This is a genomic window from Muricoccus harenae (assembly GCF_009848505.1).
Classification (GTDB): Bacteria; Pseudomonadota; Alphaproteobacteria; order Acetobacterales; family Acetobacteraceae; genus Roseomonas; species Roseomonas harenae.
The window spans coordinates 32,349-49,105 of sequence record NZ_WWDL01000001.1; the positions used below are offsets into that span (position 1 = coordinate 32,349).

Here is a 16,757-nt window from a genome sequence, read left to right on the forward strand (position 1 = left end):
TGTCGGACATCGCGAACCTATTCCAGGGACGGCTGCTCCGCATGCTGGCGCGGCAGACCGGGCCGGAGCAAGCTGCGCCCCTGCATCTGGATCGCCGCGCCTCCTGCGCGCCGCCGGAAACGAGTGCCACAGCCATCTGCTTGCGGGCAAGAGAACGGGGTAGGAATGCGCATGAAAGCCATCGTCGTCACGGATCAGGGGCCTGCGCTGCGGGAGGTGCCGAAGCCGGTGCCCGGACCATCGGGCGTACTCGTGCGGGTACGCGCGGCCAGCCTGAACCGCGCGGATCTCGCTGTGGCCGCGGGCCATGCCCATGGCAGCCAGGGAGGAGCGGGCACGATCCTCGGCATGGAATGGGCCGGGGAGGTGGAGGCCGTCGGCTCCGAAGTGACCGAGGTTAAGCCGGGCGACCGCGTGATGTGCTCCGGCAGCGGGGGCTATGCGGAATACGCGGTGGCCGACTACGGCCGTGTCTCCAGGCTTCCCGACAACAACATGGGCTTCGCCCAGGCCGCGACGCTGCCGGTGGCCTTGCAGACGATGCATGACGCCATCGTGACGAATGGGCGGCTGGAGCGGGGGGAGGCGGTGCTGATCCAGGGCGCCAGCACCGGCGTCGGGCTGATGGGCATGCAGATCGCGCGGGAGATGGGCGCGCGTCTGGTCATCGGCACCTCCAGCGACGCAGGACGGCGGGCGCGGCTGACGGAGTTCGGTGCACATCTGGCGGTGGACAGCAGCGATCCCGCCTGGCCGGAAGTCGTGCTGGCGGCGACCGGGGGCACGGGCGTGGAACTGATCATCGATCAGGTGTCCGGCCCCATGATGAACGCGAATCTTCGCGCCACCGCCATCCTCGGGCGCATCGTCAATGTCGGCCGGCTGGGCGGGCGCGAGGCGCCCTTCGACTTCGACCTGCATGCGCTGCGCCGCATCGACTATATCGGCGTCACCTTCCGCACGCGCAGCGTGGAGGAGGTGCGGGAGATCAACCTCCGGATGCGCGCCGACCTGTGGGGCGGACTGGAAGCCGGGCGGCTCGGCATACCCATTGCGGCCGAGTTCCCGCTGGAACAGGCCGCAGAGGCGTTGGCCCATATGCGGGCCAATCGCCATTTCGGGAAGATCCTGCTGCTGCCGTGAGGCAGCCGCGCGGTTCAGCCGACCGCGCGGGTCTGACCCTCCCAGTAGGGCGCACGCAATGCCTTCTTGTCGGGCTTGCCGAGCACCGGCAGCGGCAGTTGCTCCACGAAGTCAACCGTCCTCGGCGCGGCCACCGCGCCCTTGTGGGCCTTCACATAGCTCGACAGTTCGGCCGCCGAGACATCTATGCCGGGGCGACGCACCACGATGGCCTTCACGGCCTCGCCCCATCTGGAATCGGGCACGCCGATCACCGCAGCGGCGGAAACGGCGGGGTGTGCGGGCAGCACATCCTCCACCTCCTTCGGATAAACGTTGAAGCCACCGGAGATCACCATGTCCTTCTTGCGGTCCACGATGAAGAAGAAGCCGCGCTCGTCGCGATAGGCCATGTCGCCGGTGTGCAGACAGCCGTTGCGCAACACTTCGGCAGTCAACGCCGGCTGCTTCAGATAGCCGGCCATGACCAGCGGACCCCGCACGCAGATCTCGCCCACCTCGCCCTGCGGCACTTGCCGGTCCCCGTCATCCAGCAGGCGGACCATGATTTCTGGATACGGCTTGCCGGCCGATGAGAGGATGCTCGTGGTGCCGAGGCCGCCGGAGATCACCGCCGCCTACCGCATCGCCCAGCTGCCCGAGCGCCCCGCCGGAACACTGGACTGGCCGGGCCGGCGTGACGCGCGACAGCCCTAGACAGCCCCTGTCCCGCCCTCCCTCGGCATGATGCTCTACGCCTCCGGCACCATAGGCCGTGCCAAGGGCGTGCGGCGGCTGCCCGGCACGCCGGAACAGAATGACTCCGCCCGCCGCATCCGCAGCTATGCCGGCGGCGCGCGGCAGGGGATGCGCACGGCCATCATGGGGCCGCCCTACCATGCCGGGCCTGCCTCCAGCGCGCGGGCGGCGCCCTCCCTGTCCGAGGTAATCGTGGTGGTTCCGCGCTTCGATGCGGAGGAGTTGCTGCGTGCCATCGAGGAGTACCAGCTGACACAGCTGTGGTGAGCTCAGCCGTGGCTGAGCGCCGGCTGGCTCTCCCTCCGCTTCCCGTGCTGCGCCATGGCCCGCGCCACCACGTAGAAGACGGGCGTGAAGATGAGCCCGAAGGCCGTCACCCCCAGCATGCCAGCGAAGACGGCGGTGCCCAGGCTCTGGCGCATCTCCGCGCCGGCCCCGGTCGCCACCGCCAGCGGCAGCACGCCCAGGATGAAGGCCAGCGAGGTCATCAGGATCGGCCGCAGCCGGGTCCGGGCCGCAGCCTCGGCCGCCTCCCAACGGCTCATGCCCTCGGCTTCGGCGGCGCGGGCGAACTCCACGATCAGGATGGCGTTCTTCGCCGCCAGTCCGATCAGCACCACCAGCCCCACCTGCACCAGCACGTTGTTGTCCAACCCGCGCCCGACCACCCCCGCCATCGCGGCCAGCACCGACATCGGTGCGATCAGCACCACCGCCAGCGGCAACAACCAGCTTTCATACAGCGCAGCCAGCAGCAGGATGACGAAGACCACGGCCAAGCCAAAGGCGATGGGGGCGGTGTTGCCCTGCGTCGTCTCCTGCAGGGCGATCTCCGTCCATTCGAAGCCGAAGCCTGGGGGCAGCTCCTCCCGCAGCAGCTGCTCCATGGCCGCGATGGCTTGGCCGGTAGAGATGCCCGGCTTCGCCGCACCCTGCACCTCCGCAGCGGGATAGAGGTTGTAGCGGGGGACGCGATAGGCGCCGCTATCCTCCTCCAGCGTCGCCAGAGCGCCGATCGGCACCATCGCCCCGTCATCGTTCCGCGTCCGCAGCAGGGCCACGTCGCGCGGCGTCAGGCGCTGCGTCTCCTCCGCCTGGGCCGTCACCCGGTAGGTGCGCCCAAGAATGTTGAAGTCGTTCACGAAGGTGGAGCCCAGATAGGTCGAGAGCGCCTCCGAGACGCGGGAGAGCGGCACGCCCAGCATCTCGGCCTTGGTGCGGTCCACCTCGGCCCGCAGGGTCGGCGTCTTGGTGTTGAACAGGGTGAACGCCATGGCAATCTCGGGCCGCTGGTTGGCCGCCGCGACGATCCGGTTCGTCACCTCCTCCAGCGCCCGGGATCCACGGTCGCCGCGGTCCTGGACATAAAGCTTGAATCCGCCGCCCGTGCCGATGCCAGGCACGGAAGGCGGCGGGATGACGAGGGCCAGCGCATCTCGCTGCTGCATGAGCTTCGCCTGCACCGCCGCGGTGATGTCGGGGAAGGTGAGGTGCTCCGCCTCGCGCTCCTCGAAGGACTTGAGCGTGACGAAGATCACGCCGGCATTCGGCGCATTGGTGAAGGTGGCGCCGTCGAAGCCCGTGAAGGCCACGGAATGCGCCACGCCCGGTACTTCCAGCACGTCCCGCGTCGCCTGGCGCACCACCTCGTCGGTGCGCGCCAGGGCCGCGCCCGGCGGAAGCTGGAAGGCGGCGACGAGATAGCCGCGGTCCAGCGGCGGGATGAGCCCCGTGGGCGTGGTCAGCACGGTATGGCCGGTAAAGGCGAGCAGCCCGGCATAGAGGATGAGCAGCACGGCCGAGAGCCGCACCAGCCGCCGCGTCAGCGCTCCATAGCCGACGGAGAGCATGTCGAAGAGGCGGTTGAAGCCGCGGAAGAACAGCCCGAAGGGTGCCCCGATCCAGGCCCGCAAGCCCTGCGCCTTCACATGGCCATGCGGCCGCAGAAGCAGCGCCGCCAGGGCTGGGGAGAGGGTGAGGGAGACGAGGGCCGAGAGCAGGGTCGCCACCGCGATGGTGACGGCGAACTGCTGGTAGAAGGCGCCGGACAGGCCCTCGATGAAGGCCGTGGGCACGAACACCGCGCAGAGCACCAGCGCGATGGCGAGAAGGGCGAAGCCCACCTCGTCCATGGTGCGCCGCGTGGCCGCGACGGGATCCATCCCCTCCGCCATGTGGCGCTCCACATTCTCCACCACCACGATGGCGTCATCCACCACGATGCCGATCGCCAGGATCAGGCCGAACATGGAAAGGTTGTTCAGCGAGATGCCGAGCGCCGCCATGAAGGCGAGCGTGCCGATGATGGAGACGGGGATAGCCACCAGCGGGATGATGGAGGCCCGCCAGGACTGCAGGAAGAGGATCACCACCAGCACGACGAGGATGATGGCCTCCACGAAGGTATGCACCACCGCCTCCATCGACTGCTCGATGAACTGGGTGGTGTCGTAGACGGTGTGGTAGGCGAGGCCCGGCGGGAAGTCGCGCTTCAGCTCCTCCAGCGTGGCGCGCAAGGCGGCGGCGGTGGCGAGCGCGTTGGAGCCCGGGCGCTGAAAGACCGGCATGGCGACAGCCTTGTCGGCATCCAGATAGGCGTTCAGCGTGTAGTCCTGGCTGCCCAGCTCCACCCGCGCCACGTCGCGCAGGCGCAGCGGCGCGCCGGCCTCGTTGGTGGCCACGACGATATCGGAGAACTCCTCCACGCTGCGCAGCCGGCCGAGGGCCTGGATGTTCAGCTGGAAGGCTCCATTGGAGGCGCCGGTGGGCGGCTGGTTCAACCCGCCCGCTGCAACTTGCACATTCGCGCGGCGCAGCGCCTCCACCACCTGTCCCGGCGTCAGCCCTCGCGCGGCAATGCGGGCGGGGTCGAGCCAGATGCGCATGGCGTAGTCTCGCGCGCCGAAGACCTGCACATCGCCCACGCCATCCAGCCGCGCGATGCGGTCCTTCACATTCAGCATGGCGTAGTTGGAGATGTACTGCTCGTCCCGCGAGCCGTCCGGCGAGGTGAAGTGAATCACCATCATGATGTCGGGCGAAGCCTTGCGGACGGTGATGCCGAGACGCCGCACCTCCTCCGGCAGGCGCGGTTCGGCCACGGCCATGCGGTTCTGGACCAGCACCTGGGCCTGATCCACGTCCACGCCCTGTCGGAACACAACATTGACGCTCAGCCGCCCGTCACCCGTAGCTTGGGAGGCGATGTAGAGCATGCCCTCGACGCCGTTGATCTCCTGCTCGATCGGCGAGGCGACGGTCTCGGCGATCACGGCGGCGGAGGCGCCGGGATAGGTGGCGCTGATGGTGACGGTGGGCGGCGCAATCTCCGGATATTCGCTGATCGGCAGGCGCATCCCGGCGATGGCGCCGATCAGCACGATGGCGATGGAGATGACCGATGCGAAGACCGGTCTTGATATGAAGAACTGGGCGAAGCGCATGGCAGGGTCTCCTCAGCGCGCGTTCGCTAGGCGGGCAGGGGCGATGGGCTTCATCTCCGCCGTCACCCGCGCGCCGGGGCGGGCGAGATGCAGCCCGGCGACGATCACCTGGTCTTCGGCCGAGAGCCCGCCGCGCACCACGCGCAGGCCATCCACCACGGGGCCGAGCGCCACGGGCTTGGCCACCACCGTGCCATCCGCTGCCACCGTCATCACCACCCGCGCGGCCTGGTCGGCGGCGATGGCGGCATCCGGAACCATCAGCACCTCGCCTTCCCCGGCACGCAGCCGCAGCCGGGCGAAGGCACCGGGAGTGAGGAACATGTCCGGGTTGGAGAGGGTGGCGCGGGCGCGGATGGTGCCGGAACGCACATCCAGTGCGGTATCGAGGAAGTCCAGCCGGCCCTGGCGGTCCCAGCCTGTCTCATCCGCCAGGCGCAGCCGCACGGCATTGCCATCGGCCGTGGCCTCGGCGCCCGGCCGGCCACCGCCCCGGCGGGCGAAGCGGAGGTAATCGGCCTCGCTCATGTCGAAGCTGGCATAGATCGGGTCCAGCGCCAGGATGGTGGTCAGGAGCGTGTTGCTGGCCTGGACGAGGTTGCCGGCATCCACGCGCCGGTCGGAGACACGGCCGGATTGCGGGGCGCGAACTTCGGTCCAGGCCAATTCCAGCTCGGCCTGGCGCAGCTTCGCGCGGGCGTCGGCCAACTGGGCCTCGGCTTCGCGCTGGGCAGCGCGGCGGGTGTCGAGCTGGGCCTGTGGGGCGAAGCGCTCGCGGACCAGGGAGTTGGTCCGGTCGATCTCCTGCCGCGACAGATCCAGCCTCGCCTGCGCCCGGGTGACCTCCGCCTGCGCGCTTTCCACGGCAATTTCGAAGGGGCGGCGGTCGATGGTGAAGAGCAGGTCGCCGGACCGGACGATCTGCCCGTCGCGGAAATGCACCTGCTCCACCTGGCCCGAGACCCGGGCGCGGAGTTCCACCCGGGCGGAGGGCTCCAGCCTGGCGATGTGCTCCTCCCACTCCGTCACCGTCCGGCGCAGCGGCTCGGAGACGGAGACGGCGGGCGGGGCGGGTTGGGCCGCGAGCGGCATGACGGGGAGGGCAAGCGCCAGCGCCAGAGGGGCGAGGGACTTGCGGAAGCGGATCGGCATCGCCATTCTCCGGAGGTCGGATGATACCGACCGGTTCGTTCGTGCTATTGATACGAACCGGTCGGTCACATTGCAAGCCCTCTCTGCGAGGGGTAGTTCTGGAGGAACCGGAGAGTGCCCGTGACCGAAGCCCCTATGACCCAGCCGCGCCGCTCTGCGGCACAGCGCCTGCGCGAGGTGGCCAAGGACCTGTTCTACCGACAGGGCATCCGCGCGACGGGCGTCGAGGAGCTGTGCCGGGTGGCCGGCACCACCAAGATCAGCCTGTACCGGGCCTTCCCCTCCAAGGATGAGCTGATCGCCACCATCCTGCGCGACGACTGCGAGCAGGAGGATTGCTGGTACGAGCGGGCCTTGAGTGATGAGGTGCCGCCGCGTGAAAGGCCAGGAGCCTATCTGGCTGCGGCCGCCGGGGAGTTGCGCGTTCCTGGTTTCCGCGGCTGCCCCTTGGGGCTGGCCATCGCGGAATTTCCCGATCCAGAGCATCCGGTCCGCAAGGTCGCCGATGAGCACAAGCGGAAGATGCGGGATCGCCTGCGGCAGGTCTGCGCGGATGCGGGAGCGCCCGATCCTGCGACGTTGAGCGATACGTTGATGATGCTGGTCGAGGGTGCCTATGCGGCCGCCCCTTATCTTGGCAATGACGAAGCCGCCAATTCGCTCGAGCGCTCCGGGCAGCTATTGATCGGCGCAGCGCTCTCGCCACCGTCCGCCGGCTGAGGACTGAGGCGGGTTCGCGCCCGTCGCCGGAAATGCAACGCGGCGCCTTCTTGCGCTGCAGCCCTATTGCCTTGCCAACCGAGCCTCCCGCCCCGCAGGTTGCGCAGTGCTGGCGCGGCTTGCCCTTCCACGGACAAGGCCCTGCCGGTGTCCCACGGAAGGAGGTTCCCTGCGATGCAACGGCGGATGCTGATGAAGGCCACGGGTGCTGGCCTGCTGGCCGCGCCGGCAAGCCCCTCCCTCCTGCGGGCAGCGGCGGCCTCGACGCTTCGCTTTATCCCGCAGCAGGACCTGGTGACGCTCGATCCGGTCACCACCACCGCCTATATCAGCCGCAATCACGGCTACATGGTCTTCGACACGCTCTACGGCATGGATGGCGCCTTCCAGGCGACGCCGCAGATGGTGGACGGCCACCGCACCGAGGATGACGGCAAGCGCTGGGATCTCACGCTGCGCGAAGGATTGCGCTGGCATGACGGCGAGCGCGTGCTGGCACGCGATTGCGTGGCGAGCATCCAGCGTTGGTCGAAGCGGGATCCCTTCGGCGCCAGCCTCATGGCCGCCACCGACGAGCTGTCCGCGCCCGATGACCGCACCATCCGCTTCCGCCTGAAGCGGCCTTTCCCGTTGCTGCCGATCGCGCTCGGCAAGGCGTCCGTGCCGGTCTGCGCCATGATGCCGGAGCGGCTGGCGAATACCGACCCCTTCCGCCAAGTGACAGAGATGATCGGCAGCGGCCCCTTCCGCTTCAAGGCGGATGAGCGCGTTCCGGGCTCGATGAACGTCTACACGAAGTTCGAAGGCTATGTGCCGCGCAAGGACGGCGCGCTCGCCTGGACCTCCGGGCCGAAGGTGGTGCATTTCGACCGTGTCGAGTGGATATCGATGCCGGATCCGTCCACTGCCACGACCTCCCTGATCGCGGGCGAGCAGGACTGGATGGAATACGCCTATCACGACCAGCTCTCCCTGCTGCGGCGCGCGCGCAACGTCCAGGTGCGCGTGCTGGACCCCACCGGCTTCGTGGCGATGCTGCGGATGAACCACCTGCAGCCGCCCTTCAACAATCCAGCCATCCGCCGGGCGCTCTGGAGCGCCCTGGACCAGACCGCCTGCATGCAGGCGATCGTTGGACCAGCAGAGACCAGCCTCTACCACGTCCCCCTCGGCTTCTTCTGCCCGGGCACGCCCATGGCGTCCGACGCAGGGCTGGATGTGCTGACGAGCCCGCGCGACCCCGCCCGGGCGCGTGAAGCCCTGCGCGCCGCCGGCTATCGCGGCGAGACGGTGTTGCTGATGGTGCCGTCCAACTCCTCCGTGCTCATGTCGCAGGGCGCGGTGGTGGAGGACATGCTGAAGAAGGCCGGCATGACGGTGGAGGTCTATGCCGTCGAATTCAACGCCATGCTGCAGCGGAGGAACCGCAAGGGGCCGGTCTCGGAGGGCGGCTGGAGCGCCTTCGTCACCAACTGGGCCGGCGCCGACTGGCTGAACCCGGCTGGGCATATCGCGCTCCGTGGCAACGGGGATGCAGGCTATGCCGGCTGGGCAACCATTCCACGCATCGAGGAGTTGCGGGAGGCCTGGTTCCAGGCGCCAGACAAGGCGGCGCAGCAGGCGATCTGCCGCGACATCCAGCTTGAGGCGATGCGGGAGGTGCCCTTCTACCCGCTTGGTCAGTACATGCAGCCAACGGCCTTCCGGTCCAATATCCGGGGCGTGGTGGACGGCTTCCCCACCTTCTGGAACGTCCGGCGCGGGTAGGCTTCAATCCATGTTGACCTGCAGCGCCTCCCAGATCCGCGGCGGCGTGGCGGGCAGGGCGAATTCCGTGATGCCTGCCGACGCCAGCGCGTCCAGCAGCGCGTTGTAGCCGGCGGCCAGGGCACCGGTGGTGCCGGCCTCGCCCGCGCCCTTCGTGCCCAGCGGATTGGTCCGGCAGGGGATTTCAACCAGCTCGCTGCGATAGGCCGGCAGGTCATCCGCGCGCGGCAGGCCATAATCCATGAAGGAGGCGGCCAGGGGCTGTCCGCTGCCGGGGTCATAGACCGCGCGCTCCGCCAGCACCTGTCCCAGCCCCTGCGCGATGCCGCCCTGCACCTGGCCATGGGCAAGGGTGTGGTCCACCACGCGCCCGACATCGTCCACGGCGACGAAGTTCACCACCCGCGCCTCGCCTGTGCCGGGATCGATCTCGATCTCGGCGACATGGCAGCCATTGGGGAAGGTGGTCTCCGTCCGGCCGCGCTCCAGCACCTGCACCGGGCCGATCTGCGCCGCGAGTTCGGCCAGCCCCAGGCCACGATCGGTCCCCGCCACGACCACGCGTCCCTGCTCCCAGGAGAGGTCAGCGGAATCGGCCTCCAGCAACGGCGCCGCGCGTTCCTTCAGCACCTCCACCAGCCGCGCGGAGGCTGCGAGACAGGCCGCGCCGCCCACGGTGGTGGAGCGGGAGCCGACGCTACCCGTGCCCTCCGGCACCAGGTCCGAATCGCCTTCTGCCAGATGCACGGACTCCACCGGCAGCCCGAGCGTGCCGGCGACCAGCCGCGGGAAGACGCTTGCATGCCCCTGCCCATTGGACTGCATGCCGCCCGCGATCTCGATGGTGGCGTCGTTCCGCAATGTGAGCCGCACATCCTCGAAAGGGGTGCCGCCCGAGATCTCCAGATAACTGGCAACCCCGATCCCGCGCAGCCGCCCGGCGCGGCGGGATAACTCGCGGCGCGCCGGGAAACCGGCATGGTCCGCCAGCACCAACGCGCGGTCGAGCAGCGCGGGGAAGTCGCCGCTGTCATAGGTGAGGCCGTTCGGCACGCAGTGAGGCAGCTCGGCGGGCGTGATCATGTTGGCGCGACGCAGCGCGATGGGATCGATGCCGGTGATGCGCGCCGCCTCCTCCACCAGCCGTTCCATGATGGCATTCGCCTCGGGCCGGCCGGCGCCGCGATAGGGCGCGGTGGGCACCGTGTTGGTGTAGAGGCAGCGCATCCGCAGGTCGATCACCGGCGTGCGGTACACGCTGGCCAGGCAGCGGAAGACGTTGGAGGTGGCCGTGAAGGTGGCATGGCTCGTCTGGTAGGCGCCAGTGTTCACCAGTGAATGCACCCGCACCGCCAGGAAGCGCCCTACAGCGTCGAGTGCCAATTCGCCCTCCAGCACGCTGTCGCGGCCCTGCGTGTCAGACAGGAAGCTCTCGGATCGCGTGGCGACCCAGCGCAGGGTGCGGCCGGTGCGACGCGCCGCTTCCAGCAGCACAGCATATTCCGGATAGATATGCGTCTTGGCGCCAAAGCCACCGCCGACATCGCGAGAGACGACGCGCACCCGCGCGGGCGCCACGCCCATCAGCGCCGCGATCTGGTCCCGCAGCCCAGCCGTGCCCTGGGAGCCGCCCTCCATCTCGTAGCGATCCGCCGCCGCGTCGTAGCGCGCCACCACGGCGCGGGGCTCCATCGGGCAGACGACGAGGCGCTGGCTCACGATACGGGCGCGCGCCACATGCGCGGCGCCTGCAAATGCGGCTTCCGCAGCCGCCGCATCCCCCGCAGCATAGTTCAGCGCGGTATTGTCGGGCGCATGCTCCCAGATCGGCGCAGCGGGGGAGGGATTGTAGACGGTCTCCACCACGGCAGGGAGTTCGTCGAACTCCACCTCGACTGCCTCGGCCGCGTCCTGCGCGGCATGGGCAGTTTCCGCGACGACGAGGGCGATCGGGTGGCCGACGAAGCGCAGACGATCGGTCGCCAGCGGCGGACAGTCCGGCACGAACATCGGCGTCCCGTCGGCATGGGTCTGGGGCGGCACGCCGGCCATCCGGCCGAAGCCCGGCAGATCCGCCCCGGTCAGCACCGCCAGCACCCCCGGCATGGAGCGCGCAGCGGTGGCATCCACGCGTGTCAGCCGGGCATGCGGCACGGGCGAACGCAGGAAGGCCGCGCCCGCCACCCCCAGGGGGATCAGGTCGGCGGTGTAGCGGCCACCACCACGCAACAGCCGCTCATCCTCGATCCGCACTTGCCGATGCCCAGCCACCCCGTCACTCCCCACGCGAAAGAGGGGGGCTCGCATAGCCCGGCACCACATGGGCATCAATGAAGTAGGGGCGCCCGGCCTCCACCGCCGCGAGGCCGCGACGCAGCGCCGCCTCCAACTCCGGCACGGTGCGGACAGGTCCTTCCGCCTCCACGCCCTGGGCGCGCGCCATGGCAGACAGGTCCACCTCCGGATCAGCGATGCGTTGTCCGATCCAGCGGTTCTCCACAGGCCGGCCGCGCGTCTTCGCCACCGCCTCCTGATGGATCTCGTCGTTGAAGTTTGAGCGGTTGTTGGAGACGATGAACAGCGCCGGGATGCGGTAATGCGCCGCCGTCCAGAGCGCGGTTATGCCTTGCAGCGTGTCGCCATCGCCCAGCACGGATACGACCGGTCGACCGGAATCGCGAAGCGCCAGCGCCGCCCCCACCGTCAGCCCCGGCCCCGCCGCCAGGCCCGCGCCGCCGTCATGGCCCAGGAAGTCCAGCGGGTCCCGGAAGTGATAGGCATTGCCGGCCCAGCCGATGGTGACATGGGCAAGTGTCAGCTTGCGCTCTCCGCGCAGCTTCACCAGCGCCACCTCCACGTCGCGCGGGGCGATCTCCTTCCCGGCATTGTCGCTGTACTCGGCCGCAGGGGCCGTGTTGCGGCTGCTGCCATCCCAGCGGCGCTTCCCCGCGAGGCGTGCCTCCAGCACCGGCAAAAGCTGCTCCACGAAGGAATCCGCATCGGCCGATACTGGCACGTCTACGGGGGGTAGGCCGAAATGATCCATGCTCCAGCCATTGTGCAGCGCGCTGTCGAGCGAGACATGCGCGATCTTCGCCGCCACCTTGTCCGTGTGGCGCGTCACCTGCAGCAGGAAGCCGTTCAGATCCACCCAGTCCAGGCTGAGGATCAAGTCCGCTTCCTTCACCGCCGCCTTGGCCGCCGGATTCAGCCAGTAGAAAGGCGGCACGAGGTGCAGCGGGTGATCGGTCGGGAAGACCGCACGCTCCCGGATCGAGGTCATCACCGAGGCGCCGGCCAACTCCGCCAGCCGCACGCGGCGATCCCAGGCCTTCTGTGCGCGCGAACCGCGGCCGAAGAGCAGCAGCGGATGCTTCGACGCCGCCAGCAGATCCGCAATCTGCTCCACCAGCACCGCGGGCGCGGGCGGCGGCGTGGCGGGGCGATAGCGCGCCACATCCGGCACTTCCATCTCCCGCTCCAGCTTCTGTTCCTGCAGCCCGGCATCGAGGCAGACATAGACGGGCGCGCGGGGCAGGGCAGAGGTGAGCTGATGGGCGCGCAGGATGCTCTCGGGAATGGCCTCGGCCGAGCGCGGCTCGTCATCCCACTTGGTGTAGCCGCGGATCACCGCACCCTGGTCCTTGGCGGTGTGGATCCAGTCGATCCAGGGGCGCCGCTTGGTGGCGTCGACGGGGCCGGTGGCGCCCAGGATCATCATCGGCACGCGGTCGCACCAGGCGTTGAAGATGCCCATCGTGCCATGCAGCAGCCCGACATTGCTGTGCAGCACCGCCGCCATCGCCTTGTCCGTCACCTTCGCATAGCCATGCGCGATGGAGACGACATGGTCCTCGTTCAGGCAGAGTAGCATCTGCGGCGTCCTGTTGCCGAGGTAGTTCACCAGGCTGTCATGGAAGCCGCGATAGCTCGCGCCGGGGTTCAGCGCGATATAGGGGATGTCCAGCGCACGCAGCATGGCGGCCGGGACGTCGCTGCCCCATTCCAGGCGCGGCGTATCGCCAGGGGCCGGGCGTTCCAGATCCTGCATGGGCATCACCTTCTCAGATCGAATGGGACGATTCGCGCAGGCCGCGAAACGCGGAGAGCGGTCCCGGTGCGAATGGGGGAGGAACGGAGCGCAGCAGGGCTGGCCCTAGCTCCGTAAGCTGCGCACAGCCAAGCAGCGCCATCGCGGCGCGGATCTCCTCGGTCAGGATGGCAAGGCAGCGCCGCAGCCCGGCCTCGCCCCCGGCCGCCAGCGCCCAGCCCTGGAGCTTGCCGATCCCGACGGCGCGGGCACCGAGCGCAACGGCTTTCACGATGTCGGTGCTGCGCAGGAAGCCGCCATCCACCACCACATCCGCCCGGCCCGCAACGGCCTCGACGATCGGCGGCAGGAGATCGAGCGTGCCAACGGCGTGATCGAGCTGCCGGCCGCCATGGTTGGAGACATAGACGGCATCCACCCCCGCCTCCACCGCCCGGGCGGCATCTTCCGGGGCTGCGATGCCCTTCAGCAGAATAGGCAGCCGGGTCATGCCTCGCAGTGCCGACACCATGTCCCAGGTGAGGCCCGACTGGTGCGGGGTGATCTGTACGCTGCTGCCATCACCGAGATGCGCGCGGTCCGCCGCCCCGGCGGAGGAGAAGCGGGCGATCAGGTCACGCTCACGTCGCCCGTAGACCGCCGAATCGACGGTTAGGCAGATGGCTGCATAGCCAGCCGCTTCGATCCGCGCGACGAGGTCGCGTAACCAGTCGCGGTCACCACGCATGTAGATCTGGAAGACAAGGCCCGGCGCCGCCTCCGCGATGGCTTCGAGCCCTGGCTCGGCCATGATGCTGACAAAGGCGGTGGTGCCCTCCGCCACCGCTGCGCGGGCGGCGGCCGGGGCGCCGCCCGGATTGAGCAGGGCGAGCGAGCCGATCGGCGCCAGAAAGACTGGCAGGGACAGGGAACGGCCCAGCAGGGTCGTCCCCGTCTCCACCCGCATCACGTCACGCAGCACACGCGGCACGAAGCCGAGCCGCTCGATCGCGCCGCGGTTATGCGCAAGCGTCGCCTCGGATTCCGCACCGCCCGAGAGATAGTTCCAGATGCCGCTCGGCAGGCGTTCCGCCGCCTGCCGCACCAGCTCCTCGGTCGTCCTCGCGCAAGCGCCGCTCATCCGTTGGGCGAGATGTTCAGATCGGCGACCAGCGGACCCCAGCGGCGCCGCTCCGAATCCCAGAAAGCAGTCGCCTCCGCGGGGGAGGAGCCGACGAAGACGGCCCCCTGCTTCTCCATGCGCTCCCGGACTTCCGGTTGCCTGATGACGGCCGCGATATCCGTGCTGATCTTCGACAGGATGGCCGGCGGCGTGGCGGAGGCCATCGCAACCGTCGTCCAGGAGGAGGCATCCAGCCCGGTGAAGCCGCTCTCCGCCGCCGTCGGTACATCGGGTAGGACGGCGGAGCGCTCATTGGCCAGGACGGCGAGCGCCTTCAGCCGGCCGCCCTCGATATGGGGAACGACCTCCGTCGTCGGGCCGGCATAGAACTGCAGTCGCCCTCCGATAAGGTCCGCCACACCCTGGCCGCCGCTGCGATAGGGCACATGCGTCACGTCCAGCTTCTCCTGGCGGGACAGCAACTCGCCGAAGAGATGCGGCGTACTGCCTGCGCCCGGCGAGGGATAGGCGAAGCCCGGCTTGGCGCGCGCCGCCGTAACCAGTTCCCGCATCGAGTTGTAGGGCGAGGCAGCGGGCACGACGAGCACCAGTGGATAGAAGGCCACCAGCGAGACGCCCGTGAAGTCACGCACCGCGTCATAGGCCAGGTTCTTCTGGACGAAGGGCGAGATGACGAAGGGCGGCGGCGCAAGCAGCATCGTGTAGCCATCCGCCGGCTGGCGGGCGACATGCTCGGCACCGACGGTGGTCGTGCCGCCGCCGCGGTTCTCCACCACGACCGGCTGGCCCCAGATGGCGTTCAGCCCGTTCGACAAGATCCGCGCCATGATGTCCGATGACCCGCCGGGCGCATAGGGCACCACGATCGTCACGGGACGCGACGGATAGGCCTGCGCCCGGGCACTTCCCGCGCAGCTAAGACCTGCGAGACTACCCATGCAGAAATGACGTCGAAGCATCGTTGTCCTCCTCTGCTCCGGCCCTTCCTCAGTTCGGCCTGTTCCCGACCATCTTGCCCGGCGCCTGCTCAGCGCCGGGAGGCACGCTTCGGTGTCCCTCAGCCCGCTGCAACCGGCGGCAAGTCCAGCGCCTGGTCAACCAGCTGTGTGGCGCGATTGAAGTCATAGTTGCGGAAGACGTTCATCTTCACCAGAAAGGAGGCGCCCCCATAGAACTTCTCGTATTGCTGGTGGCGGTTGCCGAACTCGGTGCCGATGAAGTCCCAGGCGAGTTTCATCAGCGCCACCTTGCCACGGGCCGCATGGCCTGGGGTGCTGAAGAAGCGTTCCATGTCAGCGGCGATCTCCGGATTGCTGAAATCGCGCTCAGAGGAGGGCAGCGTGATCATGCCGGCACCGGTGATCTCGCGAACGATGTCGATCATGCGTGGATTGATCTCGGACTGCAAAGCCATGACCGAGTAGAGGGTGGCGCGGGACGGCCAGAGCACCCCATCCTCCTCCACCTGCGCCATCACCTCCTGGGCATGGACCATGCTGTCCACGATGGTGGCGAGCGAGGCCAGCTCACCCATCTGCACCATCACGGGCGGGTTCCGGTCATGCCCCGTCATCTCGTTCATGCGCTTGGCCAGCCCCAGCAGGAAGCGCAGCTTGGTGGCATAGCGCGCCTGGGCCTGCAGGTTGCCGTAGAGATGGGACGGCGTCTTCCACCACTGGTCGAAGCAGATCCGGGTGTCGCGATAGATGAAGACATTCTCCCAGGGCACGAAGACATCGTTCAGCACCACGAGGCTGTCCGTCTCGTCGAAGCGGCTGGTCAGCGGATAGTCGAAGCTGTTCTCGGCCTTCGCCGCGAAGCCCCGGCGCGAATAGAGCTTCAGCCCCGGTGCGTTCATCGGGATGGCCACGCCGATCGCCTGGTTCTCGTCCCCCGGCTGCAGCGGGTGGATGCAACTGAGGTAGAGATAGTCGGAGAGGACACCTCCGGTGGCGAGCTGCTGGGCGCCCGCCAGCACGATGCCTCCGTCCTTCTCCCGCACCACCCCGGCATAGAGGCTTGGATCGCTCTGCTGGTGGGCCGGTTTGGAGCGGTCGATCTGCGGCGGCACGATCGCATAGCTGGCATAGAGATGGCTGTCGCGCAGATGCTCGTAGAAGCGCACGACATTGTCGGCATAGCCCTGCCCACCGGCCGCGAAGACCGAGGGCTTGGCAGCATAGCCGCAGAAGAAGCCGGCCACATGGTCCGGGGTGCGGCCCATCAACCCGAAGGTGGCCTCGGCCCATGACTCGGCGGCCAGGCGCTTGGCGCGGAGATCCGCATGGTTGCGCGGAATCTGGTAGGCGCGCAGGACGGGAGCACCATCAGCAGGCGAGGGAAAAGTCAGCCGCTCGCGGTTCGCGGGATCGGCCGCCATGTCGTAGAGCCGCGCGATGGAGCGTGCGCCTTCGCGGAAAGCCGGATGGCGCGTGACATCCTTCACCAACTCGCCATCTATGAAGACGCGGCGGCCATCATCGGCGATGGCGCGGAGATAGGCTTCCCCCGTGCGCAGCGGCGCGGTGCGGGTGGCGGTGGGCCGCTGTTCCATCGCGATGTCCATGACGCAGCTCCTCACCAACAGCCGGGGCAGGGCCCAATTGCCTACATGCTGTAT

The 16,757-nt window shown here is 68.7% G+C and carries 12 protein-coding genes; 4 read left to right on the top strand and 8 right to left on the bottom strand.

What is annotated here, in order from left to right:
• The first annotated feature begins 171 nt into the window (after positions 1-171).
• Positions 172-1,143 (top strand): quinone oxidoreductase family protein, encoded by a 972-nt coding sequence (locus GSE44_RS00150; RefSeq protein ID WP_159346064.1) that lies wholly within the window; start codon positions 172-174, stop codon positions 1,141-1,143.
• 14 nt (positions 1,144-1,157) lie between these two features.
• Here the strand turns inward: GSE44_RS00150 and GSE44_RS00155 are convergent, their stop codons facing one another.
• On the bottom strand, positions 1,158-1,754 hold the full coding sequence (locus tag GSE44_RS00155; protein ID WP_201305857.1) for an AMP-binding enzyme: 597 nt from the start codon (positions 1,752-1,754) through the stop codon (positions 1,158-1,160).
• A 112-nt stretch (positions 1,755-1,866) separates the two neighbouring features.
• Here GSE44_RS00155 and GSE44_RS00160 point away from each other — a divergent pair, with 112 nt between their 5' ends.
• On the top strand, positions 1,867-2,148 hold the full coding sequence (locus tag GSE44_RS00160) for a hypothetical protein (protein ID WP_159346065.1): 282 nt from the start codon (positions 1,867-1,869) through the stop codon (positions 2,146-2,148).
• A gap of 2 nt (positions 2,149-2,150) precedes the next feature.
• Here GSE44_RS00160 and GSE44_RS00165 read toward each other — a convergent pair whose 3' ends face one another.
• Positions 2,151-5,324 carry an efflux RND transporter permease subunit gene (locus GSE44_RS00165; protein ID WP_159346067.1) on the bottom strand — a complete coding sequence of 1,058 codons (3,174 nt, stop codon included), beginning with the start codon at positions 5,322-5,324 and terminating at the stop codon, positions 2,151-2,153.
• Between the two features lie 12 nt (positions 5,325-5,336).
• Positions 5,337-6,476: an efflux RND transporter periplasmic adaptor subunit gene (locus tag GSE44_RS00170; RefSeq protein WP_235924461.1), complete on the bottom strand. Its 1,140-nt coding sequence runs from the start codon at positions 6,474-6,476 to the stop codon at positions 5,337-5,339.
• A 120-nt stretch (positions 6,477-6,596) separates the two neighbouring features.
• Between GSE44_RS00170 and GSE44_RS00175 the strand changes: the two genes are divergently transcribed.
• On the top strand, positions 6,597-7,196 hold the full coding sequence (locus GSE44_RS00175; protein WP_235924462.1) for a TetR/AcrR family transcriptional regulator: 600 nt from the start codon (positions 6,597-6,599) through the stop codon (positions 7,194-7,196).
• Positions 7,197-7,370: 174 nt separating this feature from the next.
• Entirely contained in the window at positions 7,371-8,963 is a 1,593-nt protein-coding gene (locus GSE44_RS00180) for an ABC transporter substrate-binding protein (RefSeq protein ID WP_159346071.1), read from the top strand.
• Positions 8,964-8,966: 3 nt separating this feature from the next.
• Here the strand turns inward: GSE44_RS00180 and GSE44_RS00185 are convergent, their stop codons facing one another.
• The 5 genes from GSE44_RS00185 to GSE44_RS00205 form a co-directional block, all read right to left on the bottom strand.
• A complete protein-coding gene (locus GSE44_RS00185; RefSeq protein WP_201305858.1) occupies positions 8,967-11,234 on the bottom strand; it encodes a xanthine dehydrogenase family protein molybdopterin-binding subunit in 2,268 nt (755 codons plus the stop codon).
• A 4-nt stretch (positions 11,235-11,238) separates the two neighbouring features.
• Positions 11,239-13,014 carry a thiamine pyrophosphate-binding protein gene (locus tag GSE44_RS00190; protein ID WP_159346075.1) on the bottom strand — a complete coding sequence of 592 codons (1,776 nt, stop codon included), beginning with the start codon at positions 13,012-13,014 and terminating at the stop codon, positions 11,239-11,241.
• Between the two features lie 13 nt (positions 13,015-13,027).
• Positions 13,028-14,134: an alpha-hydroxy acid oxidase gene (locus GSE44_RS00195; RefSeq protein WP_159346077.1), complete on the bottom strand. Its 1,107-nt coding sequence runs from the start codon at positions 14,132-14,134 to the stop codon at positions 13,028-13,030.
• Positions 14,131-15,096, bottom strand: a complete 966-nt coding sequence (locus tag GSE44_RS00200; RefSeq protein WP_159346079.1) for a Bug family tripartite tricarboxylate transporter substrate binding protein — start codon at positions 15,094-15,096, stop codon at positions 14,131-14,133. The genes GSE44_RS00195 and GSE44_RS00200 overlap by 4 nt, the downstream gene beginning before the upstream one ends.
• Positions 15,097-15,194: 98 nt before the next feature.
• A complete protein-coding gene (locus tag GSE44_RS00205) occupies positions 15,195-16,703 on the bottom strand; it encodes a 4-hydroxyphenylacetate 3-hydroxylase family protein (protein WP_159346081.1) in 1,509 nt (502 codons plus the stop codon).
• Positions 16,704-16,757: the final 54 nt, after the last annotated feature.

What these genes read in the sequence shown, in the direction of transcription:
- GSE44_RS00205 (WP_159346081.1), bottom strand. Translation starts at nt 16,703, where the DNA reads ATGGACATCGCGATGGAACAGCGGCCCACCGCCACCCGCACCGCGCCG.
- GSE44_RS00190 (WP_159346075.1), bottom strand. Translation starts at nt 13,014, where the DNA reads ATGCAGGATCTGGAACGCCCGGCCCCTGGCGATACGCCGCGCCTGGAA.
- GSE44_RS00195 (WP_159346077.1), bottom strand. Translation starts at nt 14,134, where the DNA reads ATGAGCGGCGCTTGCGCGAGGACGACCGAGGAGCTGGTGCGGCAGGCG.
- GSE44_RS00165 (WP_159346067.1), bottom strand. Translation starts at nt 5,324, where the DNA reads ATGCGCTTCGCCCAGTTCTTCATATCAAGACCGGTCTTCGCATCGGTC.
- GSE44_RS00180 (WP_159346071.1), top strand. Translation starts at nt 7,371, where the DNA reads ATGCAACGGCGGATGCTGATGAAGGCCACGGGTGCTGGCCTGCTGGCC.
- GSE44_RS00160 (WP_159346065.1), top strand. Translation starts at nt 1,867, where the DNA reads ATGATGCTCTACGCCTCCGGCACCATAGGCCGTGCCAAGGGCGTGCGG.
- GSE44_RS00170 (WP_235924461.1), bottom strand. Translation starts at nt 6,476, where the DNA reads ATGCCGATCCGCTTCCGCAAGTCCCTCGCCCCTCTGGCGCTGGCGCTT.
- GSE44_RS00200 (WP_159346079.1), bottom strand. Translation starts at nt 15,096, where the DNA reads ATGCTTCGACGTCATTTCTGCATGGGTAGTCTCGCAGGTCTTAGCTGC.
- GSE44_RS00150 (WP_159346064.1), top strand. Translation starts at nt 172, where the DNA reads ATGAAAGCCATCGTCGTCACGGATCAGGGGCCTGCGCTGCGGGAGGTG.